Annotated in this window: 22 protein-coding genes; 7 read left to right on the top strand and 15 right to left on the bottom strand. The window is 70.8% G+C overall.

The features are described from left to right. Positions 1 to 11: 11 nt before the first annotated feature. Positions 12 to 1,271, bottom strand: a complete 1,260-nt coding sequence (locus tag ACZBH1_RS07350) for an ABC transporter substrate-binding protein (RefSeq protein WP_463645972.1) — start codon at positions 1,269 to 1,271, stop codon at positions 12 to 14. Between the two features lie 178 nt (positions 1,272 to 1,449). Between ACZBH1_RS07350 and ACZBH1_RS07345 the strand changes: the two genes are divergently transcribed. Continuing rightward, entirely contained in the window at positions 1,450 to 2,511 is a 1,062-nt protein-coding gene (locus ACZBH1_RS07345) for a LacI family DNA-binding transcriptional regulator (RefSeq protein ID WP_463645971.1), read from the top strand. 42 nt (positions 2,512 to 2,553) lie between these two features. Here ACZBH1_RS07345 and ACZBH1_RS07340 read toward each other — a convergent pair whose 3' ends face one another. The 10 genes from ACZBH1_RS07340 to ACZBH1_RS07295 form a co-directional block, all read right to left on the bottom strand. After that, positions 2,554 to 2,751 carry a helix-hairpin-helix domain-containing protein gene (locus ACZBH1_RS07340; RefSeq protein ID WP_336394205.1) on the bottom strand — a complete coding sequence of 66 codons (198 nt, stop codon included), beginning with the start codon at positions 2,749 to 2,751 and terminating at the stop codon, positions 2,554 to 2,556. A gap of 95 nt (positions 2,752 to 2,846) precedes the next feature. Then, the gene (locus ACZBH1_RS07335; RefSeq protein WP_463645970.1) at positions 2,847 to 3,449 is read right to left on the bottom strand and encodes a DUF998 domain-containing protein; all 603 of its coding nucleotides are present in this window, start codon (positions 3,447 to 3,449) and stop codon (positions 2,847 to 2,849) included. Then, entirely contained in the window at positions 3,446 to 3,778 is a 333-nt protein-coding gene (locus ACZBH1_RS07330) for a hypothetical protein (RefSeq protein WP_463645969.1), read from the bottom strand. Before ACZBH1_RS07330 ends, ACZBH1_RS07335 begins: the two co-directional genes overlap by 4 nt. A gap of 104 nt (positions 3,779 to 3,882) precedes the next feature. After that, positions 3,883 to 5,463: a molybdopterin-dependent oxidoreductase gene (locus ACZBH1_RS07325; RefSeq protein WP_463645968.1), complete on the bottom strand. Its 1,581-nt coding sequence runs from the start codon at positions 5,461 to 5,463 to the stop codon at positions 3,883 to 3,885. A 221-nt stretch (positions 5,464 to 5,684) separates the two neighbouring features. Further along, entirely contained in the window at positions 5,685 to 6,257 is a 573-nt protein-coding gene (locus tag ACZBH1_RS07320) for a YdeI/OmpD-associated family protein (RefSeq protein WP_336394201.1), read from the bottom strand. A 96-nt stretch (positions 6,258 to 6,353) separates the two neighbouring features. Next, positions 6,354 to 6,857 (bottom strand): NlpC/P60 family protein, encoded by a 504-nt coding sequence (locus ACZBH1_RS07315; RefSeq protein ID WP_452323670.1) that lies wholly within the window; start codon positions 6,855 to 6,857, stop codon positions 6,354 to 6,356. Positions 6,858 to 6,910: 53 nt separating this feature from the next. Further along, on the bottom strand, positions 6,911 to 7,297 hold the full coding sequence (gene panD / locus ACZBH1_RS07310; RefSeq protein WP_378878887.1) for an aspartate 1-decarboxylase: 387 nt from the start codon (positions 7,295 to 7,297) through the stop codon (positions 6,911 to 6,913). Between the two features lie 104 nt (positions 7,298 to 7,401). Then, a complete protein-coding gene (locus ACZBH1_RS07305; protein WP_463645967.1) occupies positions 7,402 to 8,064 on the bottom strand; it encodes a cation diffusion facilitator family transporter in 663 nt (220 codons plus the stop codon). Next, complete coding sequence (locus ACZBH1_RS07300) at positions 8,061 to 8,399, bottom strand: ArsR/SmtB family transcription factor (RefSeq protein WP_463645966.1); 339 nt, start codon at positions 8,397 to 8,399, stop codon at positions 8,061 to 8,063. The genes ACZBH1_RS07305 and ACZBH1_RS07300 overlap by 4 nt, the downstream gene beginning before the upstream one ends. Before the next feature lie 148 nt (positions 8,400 to 8,547). Continuing rightward, a complete protein-coding gene (locus tag ACZBH1_RS07295; RefSeq protein ID WP_463645965.1) occupies positions 8,548 to 9,354 on the bottom strand; it encodes a trypsin-like serine protease in 807 nt (268 codons plus the stop codon). Positions 9,355 to 9,549: 195 nt separating this feature from the next. Here ACZBH1_RS07295 and ACZBH1_RS07290 point away from each other — a divergent pair, with 195 nt between their 5' ends. Further along, on the top strand, positions 9,550 to 10,023 hold the full coding sequence (locus ACZBH1_RS07290; protein WP_378878895.1) for a hypothetical protein: 474 nt from the start codon (positions 9,550 to 9,552) through the stop codon (positions 10,021 to 10,023). A 91-nt stretch (positions 10,024 to 10,114) separates the two neighbouring features. Next, on the top strand, positions 10,115 to 11,482 hold the full coding sequence (locus tag ACZBH1_RS07285; protein ID WP_463645964.1) for a glucose-6-phosphate dehydrogenase: 1,368 nt from the start codon (positions 10,115 to 10,117) through the stop codon (positions 11,480 to 11,482). A 45-nt stretch (positions 11,483 to 11,527) separates the two neighbouring features. On the opposite strand, the gene ACZBH1_RS07280 is transcribed toward ACZBH1_RS07285, so the two are convergent. Then, on the bottom strand, positions 11,528 to 11,944 hold the full coding sequence (locus ACZBH1_RS07280) for a VOC family protein (protein ID WP_336394193.1): 417 nt from the start codon (positions 11,942 to 11,944) through the stop codon (positions 11,528 to 11,530). Between the two features lie 133 nt (positions 11,945 to 12,077). On the opposite strand from ACZBH1_RS07280, the gene ACZBH1_RS07275 reads away from it, so the two are divergent. From ACZBH1_RS07275 to xdhC, 3 genes are read left to right on the top strand one after another with little or no spacing between them, the layout of a single operon-like run. Continuing rightward, a complete protein-coding gene (locus ACZBH1_RS07275; protein WP_463645963.1) occupies positions 12,078 to 13,505 on the top strand; it encodes a xanthine dehydrogenase small subunit in 1,428 nt (475 codons plus the stop codon). After that, positions 13,502 to 15,958 carry a xanthine dehydrogenase molybdopterin binding subunit gene (xdhB, locus tag ACZBH1_RS07270; protein WP_463645962.1) on the top strand — a complete coding sequence of 819 codons (2,457 nt, stop codon included), beginning with the start codon at positions 13,502 to 13,504 and terminating at the stop codon, positions 15,956 to 15,958. Before ACZBH1_RS07275 ends, xdhB begins: the two co-directional genes overlap by 4 nt. A 4-nt stretch (positions 15,959 to 15,962) precedes the next feature. Further along, positions 15,963 to 16,796, top strand: a complete 834-nt coding sequence (gene xdhC, locus ACZBH1_RS07265; protein ID WP_463645961.1) for a xanthine dehydrogenase accessory protein XdhC — start codon at positions 15,963 to 15,965, stop codon at positions 16,794 to 16,796. Positions 16,797 to 16,816: 20 nt separating this feature from the next. Here xdhC and ACZBH1_RS07260 read toward each other — a convergent pair whose 3' ends face one another. The 3 genes from ACZBH1_RS07260 to ACZBH1_RS07250 all read right to left on the bottom strand — a co-directional run bounded on the left by ACZBH1_RS07260 (position 16,817) and on the right by ACZBH1_RS07250 (position 18,512). Continuing rightward, positions 16,817 to 17,308 (bottom strand): nucleoside deaminase, encoded by a 492-nt coding sequence (locus ACZBH1_RS07260; protein ID WP_378878905.1) that lies wholly within the window; start codon positions 17,306 to 17,308, stop codon positions 16,817 to 16,819. A 108-nt stretch (positions 17,309 to 17,416) separates the two neighbouring features. Next, entirely contained in the window at positions 17,417 to 17,884 is a 468-nt protein-coding gene (gene rraA, locus ACZBH1_RS07255) for a ribonuclease E activity regulator RraA (RefSeq protein ID WP_378878907.1), read from the bottom strand. A gap of 91 nt (positions 17,885 to 17,975) precedes the next feature. Further along, a complete protein-coding gene (locus ACZBH1_RS07250; protein WP_452323677.1) occupies positions 17,976 to 18,512 on the bottom strand; it encodes an ArsR/SmtB family transcription factor in 537 nt (178 codons plus the stop codon). Between the two features lie 57 nt (positions 18,513 to 18,569). On the opposite strand from ACZBH1_RS07250, the gene ACZBH1_RS07245 reads away from it, so the two are divergent. Continuing rightward, positions 18,570 to 20,015, top strand: a complete 1,446-nt coding sequence (locus tag ACZBH1_RS07245; RefSeq protein WP_463645960.1) for an MFS transporter — start codon at positions 18,570 to 18,572, stop codon at positions 20,013 to 20,015. Positions 20,016 to 20,135: the final 120 nt, after the last annotated feature.

Genomic DNA, 20,135 nt, shown 5'->3' with positions numbered 1-20,135 from the left:
ATCAGCGGACGCTACTGGAGCGCCGCCTGGACCTCGTCTTGCGCGACGGGCAGCAGATCGTCCAGGTCCTCACCTGCGACGGCGCGCTGGGTCAGGTCGTCCACGGCGTCGAGGACGTCGACGCTGTTGACGACGCCGGGCAGGAGCGCCCGGCTGGTCGGGGCGATCTCCGTGAGCGAGACGACGACCGGGTTCTCCGCGACGGCATCGGCCGGGACATCCGTCCGCAGTGGCGGCCATCCGGAGCCGAGCGACCACTGTGCCGCGACGTCGAGGTCGAAGAAGTATGAGAAGAACGCCTCGGCGCCCACGGTCTCGGCCTCCCCGGCCTGCGCGGTGACTCCCATCGCGACGCCGATGGCGGACGCCGCCTGGTCCTCGGGCCCGGCGGGAACCGCGGCGATGCCGTAGTCGATGCCGCTGTCCTTGGCGATCGACGCCATCCACGGGCCGCCGACGTGCATCGCCGCCTTGCCCGAGCTGAACAGCTCGTCGGCGCCGATCCCGTCGAGCCCGGTCGGCGAGATCTTGTCATCGCGGATGGCCGAGACCCAGTACTCGAGAGCCTCGCGATTCGCGTCGGAATCGATGACGGCGGTTTCCGCGTCCTCCACCAGATCGCCGCCCGCACCGTAGAAGAGCGTCGGCCACAGTCCGTTCGCGACGGTGTCGTGGTCGGGAAGCGCGAGCCCGTACTGCTCCGGCGTGCCGTCGCCGTCGGCATCCACGGTGAGCTGCGTCGCCGCGGTCCGCCATTCGTCCCAGGTCTGCGGGAAGCCCGCGATGCCTGCAGCGGCGAACAGCGTCTTGTTGTAGAACACCGAAAGCGGAACGAAGCCTGTGGGCACGCCGTAGGGGGCCCCGTTCACGGTGACCATGTCGACGGCCTGCGGGTTGAGCTCCTCGGTGTTGCTGTCGGCACTGCCGTACCAGTCGCTCAGGTCGACGAACGCGCCGCGGTCGGCGTAGACGGGTAGACGCTCCGCCGGCATCGCCACGATGTCGGGGCCCTCGTCCGCAGACAGCGCGGGCAACAGCGTGTCGTCGATCACAGCCCAGGTCTTCACCTCGGTCTCGATCTCGAGATCGTCCTGAGAGGCGTTGAAATCATCGACGATCTGCTGCAACACGTCACCATCGGCTTCGGTGTAGCCGTGCCAGAACGTGAGTTCTACGGGTCCGGCGGATTCCTCGGGCGCAGCGGCGGTGCAGCCTGCCAGCGCGAGAGCGGCGGCGGCGCCCATCGCCGCGAGGCCGAGAGGTCGTTTCATGGGGGACACTCCTTCGTGACGACCGGAGACGGGTATCGCCGGCATGATCCATGGGTTAGGTAATCGATGTCGGTAATCGATGTACGAGACAGTATGAGCCTCTGACGTCACGCCCGTCAAGTTGCGCTGCTCGCGGTATTACATCGATGTACGATGAGCTTCCGGAAGGGAGAGTGGTGTGACCGTCAAGATGCAGGACGTCGCCCGCCTGGCCGGCGTGTCTACGAAGACCGTCTCGAACGTCATCAACGGGCGCCCCTACGTAGCCGTCGAGACCCGCGAGAAAGTCGAGGCCGCGATCGAAGCGCTCGACTACAAGCTCAACCTGGCCGCGCGGAACCTGCGCTCCGGTCGGAGCGGGGTCATCGGTCTCGCCGTTCCGAGCCTTTCCGTCGCGTATTTCGCGGAGCTGGCCGAGGCGACCATCGCCGCAGCCGAGGAGCACGGCCTCGTCGTGCAGATCGAGCGGACCGGCAGCGCCGCTCGCGAACGAGCGCTGCTCGACAGTCCTCGGCTTCAGCACATCGACGGGCTGATCCTGAACCCGATGGACCACGGTGCGGAGGAGCTCGAGAGTGTGCAGCTCTCGGTGCCGACCGTCGTTCTCGGCGACCATCCGGTCGGGGGCGCCGCGGTCCACGTCAGCACCGACCAACGTGCCGCCGCCGCTCTCGCCACTGAGCACCTGCTTCTCACCGGCCGACGACGGATCGCCGTCATCGGCGCCCGAAGTGCCGACACCCGGGGTTCGGCGGCGCTGCGATTCGACGGCTACCGCACGGTGCTGGAACGGGCCGGGATCCCGATCGAGCCCGACCTGATCGCAGAGGCCGATCCATGGATCCAAGTCAACGGCGCCACCGCCATGCGCGAGCTGCTCGATCGCGGCGCGGAGTTCGATGCCGTTTTCGCATTCAACGACAGCCTCGCGCTCGGCGCGATGCGCGCACTCGATGACGCCGGGCTGCACGTGCCCGGCGACATCGCCGTGATCGGCATCGACAACACGGCCGAGGCGTCCTACTCCATCCCGAGCCTCAGCACCGTCGACCTCGGCCGACAACGCATCGCCGAAACCGCCGTCGCCGCACTCACCGAGCAGATGACCTCCACCGAGCACCCAGCCCCGCGACGCGTGCTGGTCGACTTCACCCTTCAGGCGAGGGAGTCCACAGGGCCGAAGGCAGCGGGCTCATGGGTGGCGAACGATCGGGCTGGCGGCGGTGCGCGGCCGAAGTAGTCGACTGCGGATCCCTCATCGCCATCCTCGAAACGGGCACGGCTATGTCGCGAAGCGCAGCCCGCGCGCGTCGAGCTCCTCCGCGAGGATCCGCACGGCCTTCGGGCCGACACCATGGATCTCGAGCAGGTCGGACGCGGTGAACGAAGTGAGTTGATCGAATCGAGTGATCCCGTGTACGGCGAGCGCACGCCGTGCGACCTTCCCGAGCGACACCGGGAACTCCGATTCCCCTTCCACGCGGACACCTTATCGGCCGCACGCGGGGGTTCAGATTCGATTCCGTTGCGTTCAGGAGCCCAGGCCTGGCGGACTCGCTGCGCCTTGCGGTCGCATCACATGACGGACAGGACACCGATCGCGGCAAGCACCACCCATGCCAGGTAGGCGAGGAGGCAGAATCTGTCGGGCCATCCGATGCGGATCTCCGGCGAGCCGCCCTGCCCCCCTGCGGGGGCAAGGGCGATGAGGAACCACACGAGGCCGGCCAACGGAACAACGGATGCGACCGCCAGCGTCCAGCCGAGCTCCGGCGCCACCCCGACCCCTGCCAGCAGCGCAGCAGGCGGGAAGCCCGCGAGCAACACTGCGCCGAGCACCGTGTGCACCCTGCCCGCGGCTGTTGCACCGGCTCGCGGAGTCATGATCGGATCAGCGTCGATGAACGCGGCACCGAGCGCGCCCAGTGCGACAGCGGCGAGGCCGACGGTCAACACGCCACCGAACGGCCACAAGGCGACGCACGCCGCTGCCAGGCCGATGGCCATCCCGACGAAGGCCAGGCGCATGACCCACCCGTAACGCCCGAGGGAGTACTCGCTGATCATCCGCCAGGACGGGTCGTACTCGGGCTCGAGCACGTGAAGGATCGCGATCAGCCCCACCGTGATCCCGCCGGCGACCATCGCCGTCACGGCGGCGATGTCAGCGGCGCTCACTGGGTTACGGCGAATGCCGTGCCCCAGAGAGGGGCGAGCGAGACCGCAGCCACGATGAGCACTGTCGCCGCCCCGAACGCGACGATGTCGATCAACGGAAGCACCCGGGCGGCGAGCCGCCGGGTCACGGCGACGAGGAGCACCACGGCTGCACCGGCTGCGCAGGTCACCAGCAGCCAACCGACGAACCACGCGAGGACGGCCAAGTCCTCGGTCGCGTCCAGCGCGGCCGGAGTTCCGGCATTCCGAACCCAGAGCGAGTGGTAGGCCCAGAGCGAGAGCACTGCTCCGGTCGACAGCGCGAGCGCGACAGCGCCGGGTATCGTCAACCGATCATTCGTCGCTACCTTCTCCACAGGGGGAACCATAGCGCCGCGTTCTGAGTGATGTCGACGGTGGCGGCCCGATCCGATCGCGAGAGGTGGATGCGGCCTCATGACACAGCGATCAGGGATCGCTGCCAGCCGGAGGATCCGTTGGGCGCGATGGGTGCAGGCTCTTCGAGCTGCAGCTCGCCGTTCTTGTTGATCGCACGCACAGAGACGTAGTGGGTGCCGGGCGCGGCATCCCACTCCATGACCCATTGCACCCAGGTGTCGGAGTTGATCGGTGTCGACAGGGTCGCGCGCTGCCACTCGTCGTCGTCGATGCGCACCTCGACGGCCTCGATGCCGACCGACTGCGCCCATGCCACGCCCGCGATGGGGATGCGGCCTGCCGAGACGGTCTTGCCGATCTTCGGGGTGTCGATGCGCGACGAGAACTTGATGGGCGCCTGAGCGCTGTAGCCGCGTGGCGTCCAGTACGCCTCGTCCCGCTCGAACGTGGTGACCGTGAGCTCGGTCACCCACTTCGTAGCCGACACATAGCCGTACAGGCCCGGCACGACCATGCGGACGGGGAACCCGTGTTCGGGCGGGAGCGGCTCACCGTTCATGCCGACGGCGAGGATGGCGTCCAGTCCGTCGTCGGTGAGCGCGGAGAGCGGGGTGCTGGCGGTGTAGCCGTCGACGCTGCGAGACAGCACCATGTCGGCGTCGGCCTGCGGACCCGCCAGGCGCAGGACGTCGCGGATCGGCACGCCGAGCCACATCGCGTTGCCGACGAGGTCGCCGCCGACGACGTTGGACACGCAGGTCAGCGTGATCGCGTACTCGTCGAGCCCCATCGCCAAGAGCTCGTCGAAGGTGAGCTCGACGCGCTGGTCCACCATGCCGTCGATCACGAGCCGCCAAGCGACCGGGTCGACCGTCGGCACCGTGAGCGCGGTGTCCACCCGGTAGAAGTCGGCATTGGGAGTGAACAACGGTGTGATGCCCGGGACGTCGAGTTCCGCTCCGTCGGGGATCGTCACCGACGACCGGGGCGCAGGCAGGCGCAAGCGCTGGCGAATGGCCTCGACGGATGACGTCGCCACGGTCACCGCCCGCGCCGTGATGCCGACCACCACCGCGGACACCCCGGCGATGCCCGCGAGCACGAAGAACCGTCGTCGGTCGATCGCCGCCGCACTGTCATCGCTGGGTTCGGCCGCGACCGCCGGCGTGGCAACGGAGCGCTGCCATGCTCGGAGTCGGCGGCAGAGGAGTGAGAGCGCCACGGATCCTGCCAGCGCCCCGATCACGGGCGGGACGAACGCGAGGGGTGTGGCTCCGGCGCGCGTCACGATCGCCGCGACCGACAGCGCTCCCGCGACGGCGAGCGCGATGACCCCCAGCGGCGGCCGCAGGAACTGCAGGACGCCCGCTACCGCCGACGCGATCACCACCGCCAGACCGAGCCCGACCAGCAGCGCGATCTTGTCGTACTCCCCGAACGTCGAGATCGCGAGCTCCTTGAGGGGCTGCGGAATGACGTCGATGACGAACGACCCGACCGCCAGCACCGGACTCGCCTCCCGGGCCACCAGCAATGCCGCCAGCTCCGCAGCCGCAAGGAACACCAGCCCGCTGATCACTCCCGCGACCGCGGCGAAGACGACGAATGCGCTGCGTCCACTCCGTCTTGCCACCATGCCCCCGATCACCCGCTCGCTGAGTGATTCGGAGGCGGGCGCCGATCGGATCGGAGAAGTGCCGCACCACCTCCTCGAGCTGTCGTTCCGATCCGTCGAGGCGCTCGCTCGACGTCGCCCGGTGGAGGATCCCTCGCCGCTCCCCCGCCCATCGTATTGATCGGATCGCGCCCACGATAGGCGGTCGTCCGCGGCGTGCGGCAGCGCACTCCGGGCGGTCGTCAGTGGATGGATTCGCCCCGCTTGAGCATCTCGACGTACTCGGCGACGCGTGCGGCTCGCGACGCCGGCCGCTTGAGATTGGCCACGCGGAACGCCATCGCGAACCGGTTCTGCGCCGACTGACTCGCGAACGCCTCGGCGATCCTGGGATCCGCGTCCAAGGCCTCCTGCAACTCCACGGGAAGGTCGCCATCACTCTGCCGATACGCGCTGTCCCAACGCCCGTCCGCCTTCGCGCGGTCGATCTCGTGCTGGCCTTGCGGCCGCATCCGACCCTCCTCGATCAGCCGGGTCACGTGACCGATGTTGACCTTCGACCAGATGCTCCGAGGCCGCCGTGGCGTGAAGGTGTGCAGGTAGTAGTCGGCATCGAGGGATTGCGTCTGGCCATCGATCCACCCGAAGCACAGCGCCACATCGAGCGCCTCGGCATACGTGATGCCGGGCTGGGTCGACGCCTTCTTCCGCAGTCGCAGCCGGACCCCTGTCGGGTCAGGGTCCGAGTCGAGCCACGCCTCCCAATCCGCGACCGTGTCGACGTGCAGCACGGGTTTGGTCACGCGGTCGGCCATGACGGGAGGATAGCTCCGGGCACCGACACGACAACCGGGGCAGGGCGAGCTCTTGCTCGAGTCGCCTGGATGGGAACACCGCGCGACGGTTCGGCCTCAGTGCTGTGAGAAACGGGCGGTCTGCATCTGCGCGGCGACGTCAGCGGGATCCTCGGCGCCATAGGACTTCGGTGTGCTGTTCTCGAGCACCCTGCTCAAGGGCGTCCACCCCGCGGCCGAAAGCGGCTCCCACCCCGGCGCCGGGCTCAGCGCTGCGATGGCGCGGTGGTCATCGATTCGGACGCGATCCCATGCGTGGATCACGAGACCGTTGCCGAGGCTGAGGCCGACGTGACCCCAGTTCCGGCGTGTGCCCATGATGTCTCCGACGCCGTCGTAGAAGACCAGCGCCCCCAGCGGGGGCACACCCGAGTTCTCGGCAGAGCCGTACAGTCGAGCGGACTCCGCGGCGTAGTCTCCGCCGAAGATCTCGATGCCGTTGGAGCGTTCGATCGCGTCTTCGACGAACGCAAGGCAACGAGTGGCGTAGTCCGTGTCGCCAAGGCGGGCTCGCGCCCACACGATCGCGTTGGCTGCAATTTCGCGCGTGTCGGTAGTCATCGTGGCGAGCCTACGGGCCCGCGGATGCCGCGCGAAGCGTCGCAGCGGTCGTGTCATCCGGCGTGTGTCAGCACCCGAACGGTGGTGTTGGGAGCGGCTGACGGATCGGTCTCACCGAGTTCGATCACGATAGGCCGGTGGCGGAGCAACTCGTCGCGCTCGTACTGGGCGTACGACATCACGATCACGACGTCGCCCGTGTGGACCAGGCGCGCAGCTGCCCCGTTGATCTGCATGACTCCGGAACCGCGCTCCCCCGCGATCGTGTAGGTCTCGAACCGCGCACCGTTGTTCACGTCGACCACGTGAACCTGCTCGTTCTCGAGGATGTCAGCGAGCGCGAGAAGGTCGGCGTCGATCGTGATCGACCCCACGTAGTTGAGATCGCTGCCCGTCACGGTCGCGCGATGCAGCTTGGACTTGAGCATGGTTCGAAGCACGTGCGCGACCCGTTCGGTGGTTTGATGGACTGGATCTAAGAATAGTCGTCGCCGCGGCGTCCGCTCGCCGCGACCGTAACGTGCTGCGTCGCGGAGCCGACCTGTCACGCGCGGTGCTCGGCGTCGTCGCCCTCGAGGATCATGCCCACGGAGGTAGCGCAGGCGTCGCCGCCCCAAGCCTCGACGCCCTCGCGGATGGCGAAGCCGGCGATGACCAGGCCTGCGAGCGCGTCGGCCCACCACCAGCCGAAGAGACTGTTGAGCAGCAACCCGATCAGGACGGCGGCGGACAGGTAGGCGCAGATCAGCGTCTGCTTGGAGTCGGCGACCGCGGTGGCGGAGCCGAGCTCGCGCCCCGCGCGACGTTCAGCGAGAGACAGGAACGGCATGACGACGATGCTGAGAGCGGTGATCATGATCCCGAGCGTGCTGTGCTCCGCTTCGGCCCGACTCAGCAGCGCCAGCAGCGACGTCGCGATGACGTAGGCGGCGAGGGCGAAGAACGCGACGGCGATGACACGGAGCGTGGGCTTCTCCCAGCGCTCCGGATCCCGGCGAGTGAACTGCCACGCGACCGCCGCGGCGGAGAGCACCTCGATCGTCGAGTCCAGCCCGAACGCGATCAGGGCGCCGGACGACGCGAGGCTGCCGGCGGTGATCGCGACGATCGCTTCGACCACGTTGTAGGAGATGGTGGCCGAGACGATCCAGCGAATCCGTCGCTGCAGCACACGCCGACGGTCGGCGCTCAGGGCAGTCGCGCTCATGCGCAGGAGCACCCTTCCCCGTCGCAGCAGTCCGGTTCGACGACCAGGACCACCTGAAGCAGCTCGCTCAACGCCGGCGCCAAGTGCGGGTCGGCGAGCCGGTACTCGCTGCGCCGGCCATCCGGAGAGGCTTCTACGAGACCGCAACCACGAAGGCAGGCGAGCTGGTTCGACATCACCTGCCGCGACACCCCGAGCGCATCCGCCAGATCCGACGGGTACGCCGAGCCGTCTCGCAGCGCCAGCAGGATGCCCACTCGCGTCGGGTCGGAAAGCGCCGACCCGAGCCTGGCGAGCGCGGCGGTGTGGGTGAGCGTGGCGGTGAGAACGGGCACGGCGCCAAAGATACAGGCCCTCGTGAATTAAGGCAGCCGTGAATCGTCGGCGTCCCCAGTCACCGCACCAGCGAGGTCCTCGAGCGGCTCGACACCCTCTGGCCCGGCCCCGGCATCGCTCCGGAGGCGTACGCCTGGTGATTCGCGGTCAGGGAAGGGTCACGTATTGACCCAGGAAGTCGCGGGCTGACTCGGTGTCCAGCCGGTAGGTCTGGCTGGTGGCCCGACACCAGCGGTCGGTGCGCACCGTGGTCGAGACCACGAGGCTGCTGTCGACGCCGCCCAGGAAATGCGGCCCGCCCGAATCACCGAAACAGGTGCCGCCGTCGCCGGTCGAGGGATTCTGCGACAGCTCGAGGGAGTTCGGCCTCAGCGACTGGAAGCTCTGCAGCGCGTAGCGACGCACGCCGTCGCGGCCTTCTACGGAGTTCGGCCCGCCGGTCTTGTCGGTGCGCACGGCGCCGTAGCCGACGGTGGTGAACGTGCTGTCGCGAAGCTCGCCGCTGGCGTTGAGCTGGTCGAGGAGGCCCGCGGTCGGCAGCTCTGCGGGGACGACACCGGGTGGTGCGCTGTCGAGCAGCACCACGGCGATGTCGTGGGTGTCGTCCTGCCGGCCCGAACCCCACAGCGGATGCTGGATCGCGGTTCCCGAGATGAGCCCGGCCGGTGCCGCCGCATCCTCGTCATACGTCGACTCGAACGAGACGTAGTAGGGCTGGCCGACGCTCTCGAGCACGTCGACGCAGTGGGCGACCGTCAGGAAGACGAAGTCGGCGATCAAGGTGCCCGAGCACGTGATGTCGGGTCCGGGGCTTCCGGCGCTCCGGTCGATCACGACGACGCCGACATTGGGGTGCAGGTCACCGTCCTCATCGCCGAAGGTGATCGCGGATGCCGGTGCGGTGCCGGCCCACGCGAGAGCCAGAGCGAGCACGAGGATGAGCAGTCGTCGCATGATCCGACCTTCCTCGCCAGCTCCGTCGTTGCCGGGCTTGGTGCGGCCCATTAGACCCGGACCCGCCCCCTGTCCACGGGGGTCCGTGCACGGCTCGTCCGGCGACGACGCGCGACCGCGCTGGCCGGCACCGGCCCCGCCGACATCGACGAAATGTCGCGTCCGGCGTACGCTGGCGCTCGGGAGCCGAGAGTCATGAGATGGCGACACGAGAAACAGCCCGTCCTCAGCGACGATGAGCAGATCGGGCGCTACGCCTACGTGCTCGGGAACGTCCCCGCGAGCGTCGCCGACAAGGCCTACGCGGCCGCCTTCGCCGGGTTCCCGGCCGCGCAGCGTGAGGACATCCTCGGGCAGCTGCTGTCGCAGCTGCCGCCGGGAGCGGAGACGCCGCCATCCGACGATCCGCTCGCGTTCGCCTCATTCATGCGCGACCTCATGTCGCGCGATGCCCTGGTGCGCATCCCCAGTGCCGCCGTCTTCGCGGCCGCGTTCGTGGCGAGTCCTCCGGTCGCCGCCTACTTCACGACCGGCGCGGGTTCGGTGACCATGGACCATCAGCCGCCCTGGGTGCACGCACTGGGCGGCCACGAGACCGCGCCCGTCGATGCCGGCAGGGTGCATCACCGCCCCCGGCTGGATATGGGCGACTGGCGCGGGGCCGGCTGACGTCCGCTACGACCGCCGCGCACCGTTGCATAGGAGCCGCGCACCCGCCAGCCCCTCCCCCGGCGCAGCGGTCGCTGGCTAACGTGGGCGCATGTCGGCGGAGACCACGCTTCTGATCCTCGGCGCCTCGGGCGACCTCACCTCACGACTGCTGCTGCCGGCGCTCGGCCAGCTGCTCACCCTCGAGCCGCACCGCCGCATCCGGCTGCGCGGCGCCGGCATCGACGACTGGGACGACGCGCACTGGCGCGAGACCGTGCGGCGCTCGTTCGAGTCGGCTGGATTCGCGGCGGCATTCGACGCGATCGCCGAGACGACCTACCAGCGCGCCGACATCACCGACCCCGGCGACCTCGCTCGCCTGCTGTCCGACCGCGACGGCCGGCTCGCCCTCTACTTCGCCGTACCGCCCGCCGTCACGAAGGCGGCGTGCGAGGCGCTCGTCGGCGTCGAGATCCCCGACGGGACGGTGCTCGCGCTCGAGAAGCCGTTCGGCGTCGACGAGGTGACCGCCCGCGCGCTCAATGCGACGCTGGAGCGCCTGGTGCCCGAGGCGCAGGTGTTCCGCATCGACCACTTCCTCGGCCGGTCGACGACGCTCAACCTGCTCGGCGTGCGCTTCGCCAACCGCATCTTCGCACCGGTGTGGTCGGCGCAGCACATCGAGTCCGTCGTCATCCGCTACGACGAGACGCTCGGGCTCGAGGGACGTGCCGGCTACTACGACCGGGCCGGGGCCCTCGCCGACATGATCCAGAGCCACCTGCTGCAGGTGATGGCGATCCTCGCGATGGAGCCGCCGGCGACGCTGCACGAGCGCGACTTCCGCGACGCCACCTCGGCCGTGCTGCGCGCGACGCACGTGTGGGGCGGCGATCCCGCGACGGCATCGCGGCGGGCGCGCTACACCGCGGGCACCATCGGCGAGCGGCAGCTGCCGTCCTATGCGGACGAGCCCGGCGTCGACGCCGCACGCCAGACCGAGACGCTCGCGGAGCTCGTGTGCGAGGTGCGCAACGAGCGGTGGCGGGGCGTGCCGTTCACGCTGCGCTCGGGCAAGGCGCTCCCCGAGAAGAAGGGCGAGGTCGTCGTGACGTTCCGCCGGGTCAACCACGTGCCGGAAGGGCTCGTCGGCCAGGCGCCAGGATCCGTCCTGCGCTTCTCGCTGGGACCCGACCACATGGACCTCGAGCTCAACGTCAACGGCGGCGACGACCCGTTCGAGCTCGAGCGCGCGACGATCGGGGCCGACCTCGGCGAGGGCGCGCTCAAGGCCTACGGCGAGGTGCTGTCGGGCATCCTCGATGCCGACGCCACCCTCGCGGTGCGCGGCGACGCCGCCGAGGAGTCCTGGCGCATCGTCGACCCCGTGCTGGCCGCCTGGCGCGCCGGCGACGTGCCGCTCGAGGAGTACCCCGCCGGGTCGCTGGGCCCCGAAGGCTGGCCGGTGCTGCCGTGACGGATGACGGATGCCGCGGGCCGCGGCATCCGTCTCTCGCAGCCGTCAGCCCGCGCCGCCCAGCATCTGCGGCGCCATCTCGCCCACCGCGATGACGTTGCCCGCCGGGTCGCGGAACCACGCGATGTCGGGACCGCCCTCGAAGCCCCGCGAGATGCCCTTCTCGTCGGTGCCGTAGTCCGGATCGGTGTAGATCTTGGTCACCACGCCTCGCGCGTTGAGGTCGTCGACGGCGGAGTCCACGTCGTCGACCTCGAAGTTGAGGATGGTGAAGACGGCCGGCTCGTGGTCCTCCTTCGGGTAGACGAACACGTGGCCGCCGCCGGGGAGGGCGATCGTGAAGCCGCCGCCCATCTCCTCGTAGACGGTCACGTTCAGCCCGAGCGTGTCGCGATAGAAGGCCGCGGCTGCGCCGATGTCGGGTACGGCGAAGCTCGAGAACGGCCGATCGGGTGTGAACATGCCAACCTCCCAGTGTGTGTCCCACGGCAACGATCCTCTTGCCCCGTGGGCGTGTCCAGAGGGGCGTCGCTCACCGTCGGCCGACAGTCGCGCGGCGTAGACTCCGGGCATCCATACGAACAGTGACACCGCAGTGACAGTCAACGGGCGGCCCCGGCCGCTCGCCGGCACGCCCCCGCACGCCTCCGCGCTGGACTGGCTGCGCGGCCTCGGCCTGACCGGCGCGAAGGAGGGCTGCGCCGAGGGCGAGTGCGGCGCGTGCGCGGTGCTGCTAGCCACCCCGACGCCAGACGGCGGCACGTCCTTGACGCCCGTGAACGCGTGCCTGCTGCCGGCCCTCGCGCTGGACGGCCAGGAGGTCGTCACCGCCGAGGGGCTCGGCTCGCCCGACGACCTGCATCCGGTGCAGGAGGAGCTCGCGGCGGCCGGCGGCTCGCAGTGCGGATACTGCACGCCCGGCTTCGTGTGCAGCATGGCCGCCGAGTTCTACCGGCCGGACCGCGCGCCGCAGGAGGCCACCGCCGAGCACGGGCCGAACGGGTTCGACCTGCACGCCATCGGCGGCAACCTCTGCCGCTGCACCGGCTACCGCCCGATCCGCGATGCCGCGTTCGCGCTCGGGATGCCGCAGCCCGGCGACCCGCTCCGGGAGCGGCTCGACGCGCCTGCGCCCGAGGCCGTCGCCACCGATGAAGAGGTGGCGGGCGCGCGCTTCGTGCGGCCGGCGTCCCTCGACGAGGCGCTCGTCCTCCTGCGCGACGAGCCCACCGCGGTCCCGGTGGCGGGATGCACCGACTGGGGCGTCGAGGTGAACCTGCGCGGCGCCCGCGCGCCGATCGTCGTGGCCATCGACCGGCTGGCCGAGCTGCGCGCCGTCGAGGTGGGCGACGACGTCATCCGCATCGGCGCCGCTGTTGCGCTGTCCGACGTCGAGCGCTCCCTCGGTGAGCGCGTGCCGCTCCTCGGGCAGCTGCTCCCCCAGTTCGCGTCGCGGCTGATCCGCAACCGGGCCACCCTCGGCGGCAACCTGGGCACCGCGTCGCCCATCGGGGACGCCGCCCCGGCGCTGCTCGCGCTCGGGGCCGAGGTCGTGCTCGTGTCCGCCGACGGCGGCGAGCGCGCCGTCGACCTGGCGGACTACTTCACGGGTTACCGCACCACCGTCCGGCGCCCGGGCGAGCTCATCCGCGAGGTGCGCATCCCCGCGTCCGGCCACTCGATCACGGCGTTCCACAAGGTCTCGAAGCGGCGCTTCGACGACATCTCGTCGGTGGCGGTCGCGGTCGCGCTCGACCTCGAGGACGGAATCATCGCGCGCGCCCGCATCGGACTGGGCGGCGTCGCCGCCACGCCGCTGCGTGCGTACGCCACCGAGCGGGCGCTCATCGGACGCCCGTGGGACGCCGACACGGCACGGGCGGCCTCCGCCGTGCTCGAGGGCGAGGGCACGCCCATGAGCGACCACCGCGCCGGAGCGGCGTACCGCGCGCGGATGCTCGGCACGGCACTGTTCGCCCTGCACGCGGGCGCCGCATCCGATCCGGCGGAGGTGCCGGCATGAGCGGGCTCGCCGATCGCCCCGAGAACCCCGTGGTCGGTCGGCCGGCCGTGCACGAGAGCGCCGCGCTGCACGTCTCCGGCGCCGCCGTGTACACCGACGACCTCGCGGCACGCGCGCACGGCGTGCTCACCGCGTGGCCGGTGGCCTCGACCTCGGCGCACGCCCGGGTGACGCTCGACGTCACCCCGGCCGCCGCCGTGCCGGGGGTCGTCCGCGTGCTCACCGCCGACGACGTGCCGGGCGTCAACGACGCCGGAGTCAAGCACGACGAGCCGCTCTTCCCGTCCGAGGCGATGTTCCACGGGCACGCGCTGGCGTGGGTGCTCGGCGAGACGCCGGAGGCGGCGCGGCTGGGCGCCGCCGCCGTCGTCGTCTCGTACGAGCCGCTGCCGTCGCTCATCACGGTGCCCGAGGCCATCCAGGCCGGGTCGTTCCAGGGCAAGGCGCTGACGATCGAACGCGGGGACGCGGCATCCGCCCTCTCCTCCTCCGCCGTCGTGCTCGAGGGCGTGAGCGAGTGCGGCGGGCAGGAGCACTTCTCGCTCGAGACCCACGCGGCCTTCGCGGTGCGCGAGCCCGACGGGCGGTACTTCGTCGAATCGTCGACGCAGCACCCGTCCGAGACGCAGGAGATCGTGGCGCACGTGCTCGGCGTCGCGTCGAGCGAGGTGACGGTGCAGTGCCTGCGCATGGGCGGGGGGTTCGGCGGCAAGGAGATGCAGCCGCACGGGTTCGCCGCGATCGCCGCGCTCGGGGCGAAGCTCACCGGCCGCCCGGTGCGGCTGCGTCTCACCCGCGCGCAGGACATCACGATGACCGGCAAGCGGCACCCGTTCCACATGTCGTGGCGCGTCGGCTTCGACGCCGACGGCCGCCTGCAGGCGCTGGAGGCGACGCTGACGTCGGACGGCGGGTGGAGCCTGGACCTGTCGGAGCCGGTGCTCGGCCGTGCCCTGTGCCACGTCGACAACGCCTACTGGATCCCGAACGTGCGCGTGCACGGACGCGTGGCGAAGACGAACAAGCCGTCGAACACCGCGTTCCGCGGGTTCGGCGGGCCGCAGGGCTCGTTCCTGATCGAAGACATCCTGGGCCGCGCGGCTCCCGTGCTGGGGCTCGACCCGCTCGAGCTGCGTGAGAAGAACTTCTACCGCCCCGGGCAGTCCACGCACTACGGGCAGCCGGTGAAGGACGCCGAGCGCATCTCGGTCATCTGGAACCAGCTCCGCGCCGAGAGCGACCTCGACGCCCGGCTGCGCGAGGTCGCGCAGTTCAACGCCGCCCACCCCGATCGCAAGCGCGGGCTGGCGATGACCCCCGTGAAGTTCGGCATCTCGTTCACCTTCACGTCCTTCAACCAGGCCGGCGCGCTCGTCATCGTCTACCGCGACGGCTCGGTGCTCATCAACCACGGCGGCACCGAGATGGGGCAGGGACTGCACACGAAGATGCTGCAGGTCGCCGCGACCGCTCTCGGCGTGGAGCTGCACCAGGTTCGGCTGGCACCCACCCGCACCGACAAGGTGCCCAACACCTCCGCCACGGCGGCGTCGTCGAGCGCCGACCTCAACGGCGGCGCGATCAAGATCGCGTGCGAGGAGATCCGCGGCCGGCTCGCCACCGTCGCCGGGCGCCTGCTCGGCATCGACGAGCGCGACGTGCGGTTCTCGGGCGGCGAGGTCTTCGCGCTCGGCGGCACCGGGCCGCGTCTGACGTTCGCGGAGGTCGTCGCCGCCGCCTACCTGCAGCGCGTGCAGCTCTTCGCCGCGGGCTACTACCGCACCGAGGGCCTGCACTGGGACGCCGACCGCCAGCAGGGGTCGCCCTTCAAGTACTTCGCCTACGGCTGCGCGGCCACCGAGGTCGAGGTCGACGGGTTCACCGGCGCCTACCGGCTGCGGCGGGTCGACATCGTGCACGACGCCGGCGACTCGCTGTCGCCGCGGCTCGACCTCGGGCAGGTCGAGGGCGGCTTCGTGCAGGGCGTCGGCTGGCTGACGCTCGAGGAGCTGCGGTGGGATGACGGCGACGGCCCCGCCCGCGGCCGCCTGCAGACCCCGTCGGCGAGCACCTACAAGCTGCCGAGCCTGTCCGAGATGCCCGAGGAGTTCCACGTGCGGCTCTTCGACGACGCCCGCGAGGACGGTGCCGTGTACGGCTCGAAGGCCGTCGGTGAGCCGCCGCTCCTGCTCGCCTTCAGCGCCCGCGAGGCCCTCCGGCAGGCGGTCGGGGCGTTCGGCCCGCAGGGACGCAGCGTCGAGCTCGCCTCCCCGGCGACACCCGAGGCGGTGTTCTGGGCGGTCGAGGCCGCGCGCGCCGCCGACGGCCACGGGGCGGAGCCGCGTCAGGCGGAGGCGTCGGTCGACGGCAACGGAGGCAAGCCGCGCACGGCCGAGGCATCCGTCGACGACTCCGGCACGAGCGAGACCGGCCTGCTCACGGCGGGCCGCTGAGGCCATGGACTGGCTCGACGCGGTGCAGGCACTGCGTGCCGCACGAACGCCGGCCGTCATCGTGACGCTGGCGATGGTGCGCGGGCACGCCCCGCGCAACGGCGGCGCGAAGATGGTCGTCTCGCCCGCCGAGGTGTTCGGCACGGTCGGCGGCGGCAACCTCGAGGCGACCGCCGTGTCGCGGGCGCGCGCGATGCTCGAAGCGGGCGCGGCCGAGCCCGACCTGCTCACGCTCACCCTCAGCGACAAGGCGACGACGGACTATGGGGTGCAGTGCTGTGGAGGCGAGGTCACGCTGATGCTGGAACCGGTGCGGGTCGTCCCCTCCATCGCCGTGTTCGGACTGGGCCACGTCGGCCTCGAACTGGCGCGCATCCTCGCCCGCCAGCACGTCGACCTGCACCTCGTCGACTCCCGCGACACCATGCTGGAGCCCGCCCGGCTCGGCGTGGACGGCGCGCCGGGGCCGCTGGGCGACGCCGTCGCGCACGTCTTCGTGCACCGCGCCCATGTGCCCGAGTCCGTGCTGCGCGAGGTGCCGGCCGGAACGCACGTGCTCGTCATGACCCACGATCATGCCGAGGACCTCGCGATCGTCGATCAGGCCCTGCGCGTCGAGGGCATCGGCTCGATCGGGCTCATCGGCTCGCGTTCGAAGTGGGCCCGCTTCCGCGCGCGATTGACGGATGCCGGGCACGACGACGCCGCGCTGGCCCGCGTCGTGACCCCCATCGGCCTTGCCGAGGTCGCCGGCAAGCAGCCCGCCACGATCGCGGTGAGCGTCGCTGCGCGCCTGCTGCAGCTCATCGAGGAGACCGCCCCCGTCGCGGGTTCCTGAGCCGGCTCTCGCGGCGGGGCTCAGTACTCGATGCGGGTGGCGGTGCGGTGCCACTCCGTGAAGGGGGCGACCCTGACCTCGTCGGGGAGGGCGACGGATGCCACCGGCATGGCCTCGCGGTGCTCCGGGCCGCCGTCGAAGTACTGGTAGAAGCGGGCGTCGTCGAACCCGGCGGCGGCCGCGTCCTCGCGGTCGGCGGCGAAGTACACGCGGTCCACCCGCGCCCACAGCGCCGCGCCGAGGCACATCGGGCAGGGCTCGCAGCTCGCGTACAGCGTCGCCCCGCTGAGGTCGAACGTGCCGAGCCCCTGGCAGGCGCGGCGGATCGCGGTGACCTCGGCGTGGGCGGATGGGTCGAGGTCGGCGGTCACCCGGTTGACGCCCTCGAACACACGGCCGTCGGCCGACACGACCACGGCGCCGAACGGCCCACCCGCGTTGCGGACGTTCTCGGTCGCGATCTCGATGGCGCGGGCGAGGTGACGGGCCGGTTCCCGGTCGAAGGAGGACACGCTTCACCCTACGAGCGGGCGACGCCGCGCGCACCGCACCGCGCCGCGACCCCGCCCGTCTCGGCGCTCGGCGTGGCGTCGGGGTCGGTGCCCGGCGTGGCGCCGGGGTCAGCGCTCGACGAGCACGCCGTCCGCGTCGGCCCAGACGTGCCTGCCCGGCGAGAACACCACACCGGCGATCTCCACCGGCACATCCACCTCGCCGGCGCCGGCCTTGGCGCTCTTGCGGGGATTCGACCCGAGCGCCTTGACGCCGAGGTCGAGCGCCGCGAGCGCGGCACGGTCGCGGACCGCGCCGTGCACGATGATGCCGGACCAGCCGTTCTCGACGGCGGAGCCCGCGATGAGGTCGCCGACGAGCGCCGACTCGAGCGAGCCGCCCCCGTCGACGACGAGCACCGCGCCGTCGCCGGGCGTGGCGAGCACCGACTTCACGAGCGCGTTGTCGCGGTGGCAGCGCACGGTGCGGATCGGCCCGTCGAAGGCCACCCGCCCGCCCAGGTCGCACAGCTGCAGCGCGAGCGAGTCCAGCTCGTCGCCGCGATCGTCGTACAGGTCGGCCGTCGCGGTGGTCATGGGCTCAGGCTATGACGCGGCCGCGGGGCGCGGCATCCGTCATCGGCAGAAGTTCCCGCACCCTTCTGCCGGCCGCAAGAAGCGCCGGACCTCAGCCGGCCGCGGGCGGATTCTCGTCGGGGTGCAGCGTGCTGAAGAACGAGTACGTGTCGCCGTCGGGGTCGGGACCGCGCTCCTTGAACTCGTTGACGAGCTCGTACAACCGGTGCTGGAACTCCTCCCGGTGCTCGGCGGTGAGCTTGAGGCCGAGCCAGGTGGTGTCGAGGTCGTCGGGATCGACGCCCTCGATCTGCTGCAGGAACGTCTCGATCAGCACAGGCGAGCCGCCCGGCATCGACGTGCGCCACGACAGCCCGGTCGCGCGATACGGCACCTCGCGGGCGCCCTGCGCGCCGCTGCGCTCGGGCTCGGCTGCGAGGTATCCGGTCTGCACGAGGGTGCGCACGTGATGCAGCATCGTGCCGGGGTTCATGCCGAGCAGCTCGGCGAGCTCCTTGTTGGTGCGCGACTCGAACGCGCACAGTCGCAGCACGCGCAATCGCAGCGGCGAGCTCAGCGCACGCATGCGGGCCTCGGCCTCGGGATCCCCCGCGCGCAGCTCGATGCGCTCCTCGCCGGCGTCCGCCATGCCCTCAGCGTACAAGAGTGATTGACAGCCCTCAATCAGTCGCTCAAACTGATTGACATGTCCCAATCAGACGAGCCGGCGGTGGCGGACGACATCGACGACGGCGTGCGCGCCGAAGCTCGCGCCGAAGCGTCCACCCCCGTCTCGCGCGCCAGCGCCGAGGGCGCGGTGGAGGCGGATCAGGATGCCGCCGCCCCCGCCGCCGCGCGCGCCGCGGCGCCGAAGGGCTCGCTGTGGCGGGACCGCAACTTCCTCACACTGTGGGGCGGCCAGGCCTTCAGCCAGTTCGGCGCCCAGATCACCGAGCTCGCGATCCCCGTCCTCGCCGTGCTGGCGCTGAACGCCACCGAGTGGGAGGTCGGCCTGCTGAACGCGGCGCAGGTCGCAGCCTTCCTCGTGGTCGGCCTCCCCGCCGGCGCCTGGATCGACCGCATGCGCAAGCGCCGCGTCATGATCTGGGCCGACCTCTTGCGCGCCGTCGCCCTCGCCTCGCTGCCGGTGCTCGCGATCCTCGGCGTGCTCGAGATCTGGCACATGATCGTCGTCGCCCTCGTCATGGGCGTCGCGACCGTCTTCTTCGACGTTTCTTATCAGAGCATCATCCCGTCGCTGGTGCGCTCGAACCAGATCGCGGAGGCGAACGGCAAGCTGCAGTCGACGTACGAGCTCGCCAACATCGCCGGACCCGGCATCGGCGGCTGGCTCATCGGCGTTCTCACGGCGCCACTGGCGATCCTTGCGACCGTCGCGACCTACCTCGTGTCGTTCGTGGCGCTGCTCTTCACCCGCGACCACGAGCAGCTGCGGGCCCCCGAGGACCGCAAGCCGCTCGTCCACGAGATCGGCGAGGGCCTGCGGTGGGTGTTCGGCAACCCGCTGCTGCGACGGATCGTCGGCACCACCGGCGGGGGGAACTTCTTCGGCACGATCGCCACCACGCTTCTGCCGATCTTCCTGCTGCGGGACCTCGGATTCACGCCCGAGATGCTGGGGCTGGTCTTCTCGGTGGGCGCGATCGGCGGCGTCGCGGGCGCCATCGCCACGCCGCGCATCGTCGCCCGGCTGGGTGAGGCCCGCGCGATCCCGGTCAGCGCCATCGCGTTCTGCGTCGCACCCTTCTTCCTGCCCGTCGCGTCGCTCTTTCCGGCGCTCGCCTTCCCGTTCCTCGCGGTGCAGGGCTTCATCATGAGCTTCACGGTCCTGCTGTACAACATCACGCAGGTGACGTTCCGCCAGCGCATCACCCCGCCGCGGCTGCTGGGCCGCATGAACGCGTCGATCCGGTTCGTCGTGTGGGGAGTCATGCCCATCGCCGCACTGCTGGCCGGCGCACTCGGCACCTGGATCGGCACGGTGCCGACGCTGTGGATCGCGGCCGCCGGTCAGCTGCTGGCGTGCCTGTTCGTGGCGATCGGCCCGTTCTGGCGCATGCGGGAGCTGCCCGACGCGCACGCCGAGCACACCGCGCCTCTCGAGAAGCGGGCGGACCGCACCGAGGACTGACGGAAGATCCGGATGCCGCGGCCCGTCGTGCAGGGGCGGGTCGCGGCATCCGCCCTGCCGTCGCCTGCAGGGGCGGGTCGCGGCATCCGTATCCCAGGTCCGAAGATCTGGCAATCCGAT

Source organism: Microbacterium sp. ZXT2-5 (assembly GCF_055329545.1).
This window is presented reverse-complemented; position numbering and strand designations above follow the sequence as displayed.

Bases quoted from the DNA above. Each gene is read 5' to 3' on its own strand.
- ACZBH1_RS07350 (WP_463645972.1), bottom strand. From the start codon at position 1,271: ATGAAACGACCTCTCGGCCTCGCGGCGATGGGCGCCGCCGCCGCTCTC.
- ACZBH1_RS07325 (WP_463645968.1), bottom strand. From the start codon at position 5,463: ATGGTGGCAAGACGGAGTGGACGCAGCGCATTCGTCGTCTTCGCCGCG.
- ACZBH1_RS07320 (WP_336394201.1), bottom strand. From the start codon at position 6,257: ATGGCCGACCGCGTGACCAAACCCGTGCTGCACGTCGACACGGTCGCG.
- ACZBH1_RS07315 (WP_452323670.1), bottom strand. From the start codon at position 6,857: ATGACTACCGACACGCGCGAAATTGCAGCCAACGCGATCGTGTGGGCG.
- ACZBH1_RS07305 (WP_463645967.1), bottom strand. From the start codon at position 8,064: ATGAGCGCGACTGCCCTGAGCGCCGACCGTCGGCGTGTGCTGCAGCGA.
- ACZBH1_RS07295 (WP_463645965.1), bottom strand. From the start codon at position 9,354: ATGCGACGACTGCTCATCCTCGTGCTCGCTCTGGCTCTCGCGTGGGCC.
- ACZBH1_RS07290 (WP_378878895.1), top strand. From the start codon at position 9,550: ATGAGATGGCGACACGAGAAACAGCCCGTCCTCAGCGACGATGAGCAG.
- ACZBH1_RS07285 (WP_463645964.1), top strand. From the start codon at position 10,115: ATGTCGGCGGAGACCACGCTTCTGATCCTCGGCGCCTCGGGCGACCTC.
- ACZBH1_RS07280 (WP_336394193.1), bottom strand. From the start codon at position 11,944: ATGTTCACACCCGATCGGCCGTTCTCGAGCTTCGCCGTACCCGACATC.
- xdhB (WP_463645962.1), top strand. From the start codon at position 13,502: ATGAGCGGGCTCGCCGATCGCCCCGAGAACCCCGTGGTCGGTCGGCCG.
- xdhC (WP_463645961.1), top strand. From the start codon at position 15,963: ATGGACTGGCTCGACGCGGTGCAGGCACTGCGTGCCGCACGAACGCCG.
- rraA (WP_378878907.1), bottom strand. From the start codon at position 17,884: ATGACCACCGCGACGGCCGACCTGTACGACGATCGCGGCGACGAGCTG.
- ACZBH1_RS07250 (WP_452323677.1), bottom strand. From the start codon at position 18,512: ATGGCGGACGCCGGCGAGGAGCGCATCGAGCTGCGCGCGGGGGATCCC.
- ACZBH1_RS07245 (WP_463645960.1), top strand. From the start codon at position 18,570: ATGTCCCAATCAGACGAGCCGGCGGTGGCGGACGACATCGACGACGGC.